Source organism: Ponticaulis profundi, assembly GCF_042659465.1.
Classification (GTDB): Bacteria; Pseudomonadota; Alphaproteobacteria; order Caulobacterales; family Hyphomonadaceae; genus Ponticaulis; species Ponticaulis profundi.
On the sequence record NZ_JBHSSW010000059.1, the window covers coordinates 1 to 2,970 of the forward strand.

3 protein-coding genes and 1 pseudogene are annotated in these 2,970 nt (G+C 60.8%); 1 reads left to right on the forward strand and 3 read right to left on the reverse strand.

The genetic code is table 11. The features are described from left to right. Positions 1 to 810, forward strand: an 810-nt coding sequence (locus ACFQDM_RS15930; protein ID WP_377380713.1) for an Lnb N-terminal periplasmic domain-containing protein, incomplete at its 5' end; no start/stop codon positions are given. A 90-nt stretch (positions 811 to 900) separates the two neighbouring features. On the opposite strand, the pseudogene ACFQDM_RS15935 reads toward ACFQDM_RS15930, so the two are convergent. The 3 genes and pseudogenes from ACFQDM_RS15935 to ACFQDM_RS15945 all read right to left on the reverse strand — a co-directional run. Next, positions 901 to 1,056 (reverse strand): annotated as a pseudogene (locus tag ACFQDM_RS15935) (phage integrase N-terminal SAM-like domain-containing protein); the annotation flags it as partial. A 693-nt stretch (positions 1,057 to 1,749) separates the two neighbouring features. Further along, positions 1,750 to 1,881 carry a hypothetical protein gene (locus ACFQDM_RS15940; RefSeq protein ID WP_377380715.1) on the reverse strand — a complete coding sequence of 44 codons (132 nt, stop codon included), beginning with the start codon at positions 1,879 to 1,881 and terminating at the stop codon, positions 1,750 to 1,752. A 164-nt stretch (positions 1,882 to 2,045) separates the two neighbouring features. Continuing rightward, positions 2,046 to 2,660, reverse strand: coding sequence for a helix-turn-helix domain-containing protein (locus ACFQDM_RS15945; protein ID WP_377380718.1), 615 nt, complete (start codon positions 2,658 to 2,660; stop codon positions 2,046 to 2,048). Between the last annotated feature and the right edge of the window lie 310 nt (positions 2,661 to 2,970).

The following is a 2,970-nucleotide window of genomic DNA, read 5'->3' on the forward strand; positions in this document are numbered from 1 at the left end:
AGCCGGGCGGTGCTGCTGCCCCTCGTCGCCGTGGCTTTGGGATGGTGGCTGACGATCCGGCCCTCGGGCGATCGGGACTGGGCGCCAGATGTCGCCCATGGCGTGACCGCGCGGATCGAGGGGCAGACCGCCATTCTGGAGAATGTCCGCAATTTCGAGTGGCGCAGCGAACAGCATTTTACCCCGCACTGGGAAACGCGCCGCTATGATATCGGCGCGTTGTCCTCAGTCGATCTAGCAACATCGACATGGGGCAATCCAGCCATCGCCCATACGCTGATCAGCTTCGGCTTTTCTGACGGCGCCTTCCTGACCTTTTCAGCCGAGATCCGGCGAGAGCGGCACGAATCCTTTTCCGAGATCGGCGGCTTCTTCAAGAAATTCGAACTGGTGATGATTGCCGCCGACGAAGCGGACATCCTTCGGCTGCGGACCACCATGCGCCGCGAGGATGTCGCCCTGTACCCGTTGGACCTGACAGCGTCGCAACGCCGGGCGCTGTTCCTGACCTATCTGGACAAGGCGAACCAGCTGGCCGCGCAGCCCGCCTTCTATCATACGATTACCGCCAACTGCACCACGATCATCTTTCAACTGGCCCGGGTGGTCGAGCCGGGCATCCCGATGGACTGGCGCATCCTTCTATCCGGCTATCTGCCAGATTACCTGCATGACCATAGGGTGACCGGCGCCGGGCTGCCGCTAGAGGAGGTCAGGACTGACGCCCGTATCAGCGCCAAAGCACAGCAGGCCGACCCCGCCATTCCCTATTCCATTGCCATCCGTGCCGAGGATCCCCCCCGGCGCTGACCGTCGCCTTGCTTCCGCCGTTATCCTCGACTTTTCTTTCCTTCGCAAAACATAGAGGGTGTCATCCCCGGATTTCGTACGCCCGAGGGAAAGAGCGGAAGTTTGCGGTGAGCGGTGGCAATGCCGACTGAACTTTGCAACGGCATGAAGATAGGATCGTTGTGTGGCCGGCGACAGGTTGCGAAGCGTCATGTCGTCGATCATACGGCGACGCAGCGGGCTAACCGCTGATGTGGCATCAGCCATGGGATGGTCTCCTGATCAAAGGTTGGTCTCAGCAACCAAACCTTCTCATCAGGAGGCCATTCCCGCCAAGAGCGACGCCCTCCCGCGTCAGCGGGTTCGTTCAATCCCATGATTCCGGTTTTTGCAGAAACGCTTTAATTCCGGCACACGACGCATTGGGCGGCGTTTGTTTCCCTTAAATATAATACTCAGGCGCCAGCTCGCGGAAGTCTTCTCCTGTTCCGCACGATAATACGGTAGACTGCAGCGGGCAGCGTCTAATCCCATGCATCGCCAAAGTCTTCGTCATCACCTTCCATCGCTGCCAACCGTCCAACTCCGCGCACCTTGTGTCAGTTTTAATGGCAAGAATGTCGAATTTAACGGCAAGATACCGCCTTTGATGGCAAAGCTGCTCCATTGATTTTATTGAGTTTCGTATGCCGTATTTCAGAGCTACGCGACACCTGATGTCACTGCCTGACTCGACGCAAACTGTCGCGTACCCGTTAGATCGGAGACGCCAAAGTAGACAGCTCAGGACGTTTCGGCATTTCGCGCTATTGCCCGGCGCCGGATGTGCGGCTCCCGTATTACGGCGAAGACGTGGTCCCGACACTGGAACAAATCTTCGGCAAGATCAGCTCCCTGCCGCCTATGTCGCGGAGCTGTCAGTTCCGATGAACGTAAGCTGGTATAATTGATAACATATCCTCAGTGAGACAGACCATGTGCGCCATTGCGGTAGTTCCTGTCCCATTTCCGCTCGACTTCAACGTCGAGGATGATCCCTGTCTGGTCTGCAAAAGCGAGCTCAACGCCGACTGGATCTGCACAAGGTGTCATGCCGATCACTTTGAGGGCGTTATGCTCCTGATCGGATATGGATCGCCCAAGAGGGACGCACCGGGCGTCCAAGTTTTGGAGCAAGGTACCGGAAGAACGGCACACCGCTGACTGGCCTTGCCTCCGTCTCACCGGACACACACGCAGTTCGGATTTGAGATGCCTTACTCGTCTTTCCGCTGCCGGCCCCCCGCCCGACGCACGACATCATCCACGCCCGACATCGCGCTATCGAGATCCGCCATGATCCGGTCAAGCTGGCCCTCGTCACGTTCCTCCCGAAGCCGATCCAAGTGACCGCTTGGCTTCAGGTTTCCGCGTGATCCTTCCCGGCAGCCGAATACACCGCCACGAACAGCCCCTGCCCCTCTCGCATGTCCCATCCGCGCGGCGAGGGAGGGCAGCGCCCAGAACCGGGAGGTGCTTCGGGCGGTGAGGTTGCTGAGGCAGCCGGCATCGACGAGTTCGCCGATCAGGGTCAGGGCCGTCCGGCGTGTCACACCGAGATGATCCATGACCATCGCCGAGCTGACGACCGGCTGCGCTCTCAAATAGGTAATCAGATCGGCAAGGCGCGACCGCCCATGCGCAGAAGACGTCATGGTCGTGAGACGTGCCAGCTCATGGCGCAGAGTCCCCAGGTGGCCGAGATCGTGAGAGAGGCTCCGCGTGGCTGCTTCCAGGAACGTGGCCAGCCCGGTCATCGGCGACCAGATCCGGAACCCATTGCGGGTCAGCGACACGGATGGCGGTACGATCCATCCAGCGGTCGCCGGCATCAGCAACCCCCCTGCCCTCTCGTCCAAGTCATCGCGGCCATCCTTCTGAGCGGGAGACAGTCCCTGCAGGTGCCGCGCGGCACCTTCCACGGCCATGAAGACGAGCCGCTCGGCCACAGGGCTACTGCGCCGGGAACGGAAGGCATAGCTGGCCGCCGCACGCCATCCTGCAAGGATCGGAACATGGGACCAGGTGCAACCAGCCTCCACGACCAGGGGCAGCTCCGCATCCGCGAGACGATCGCCCTCGTCGCGTGTCTGCCCGATGGGCGCGGCGGCCGCTTCGATCCGGCGCAGGGCTGCGACCGGC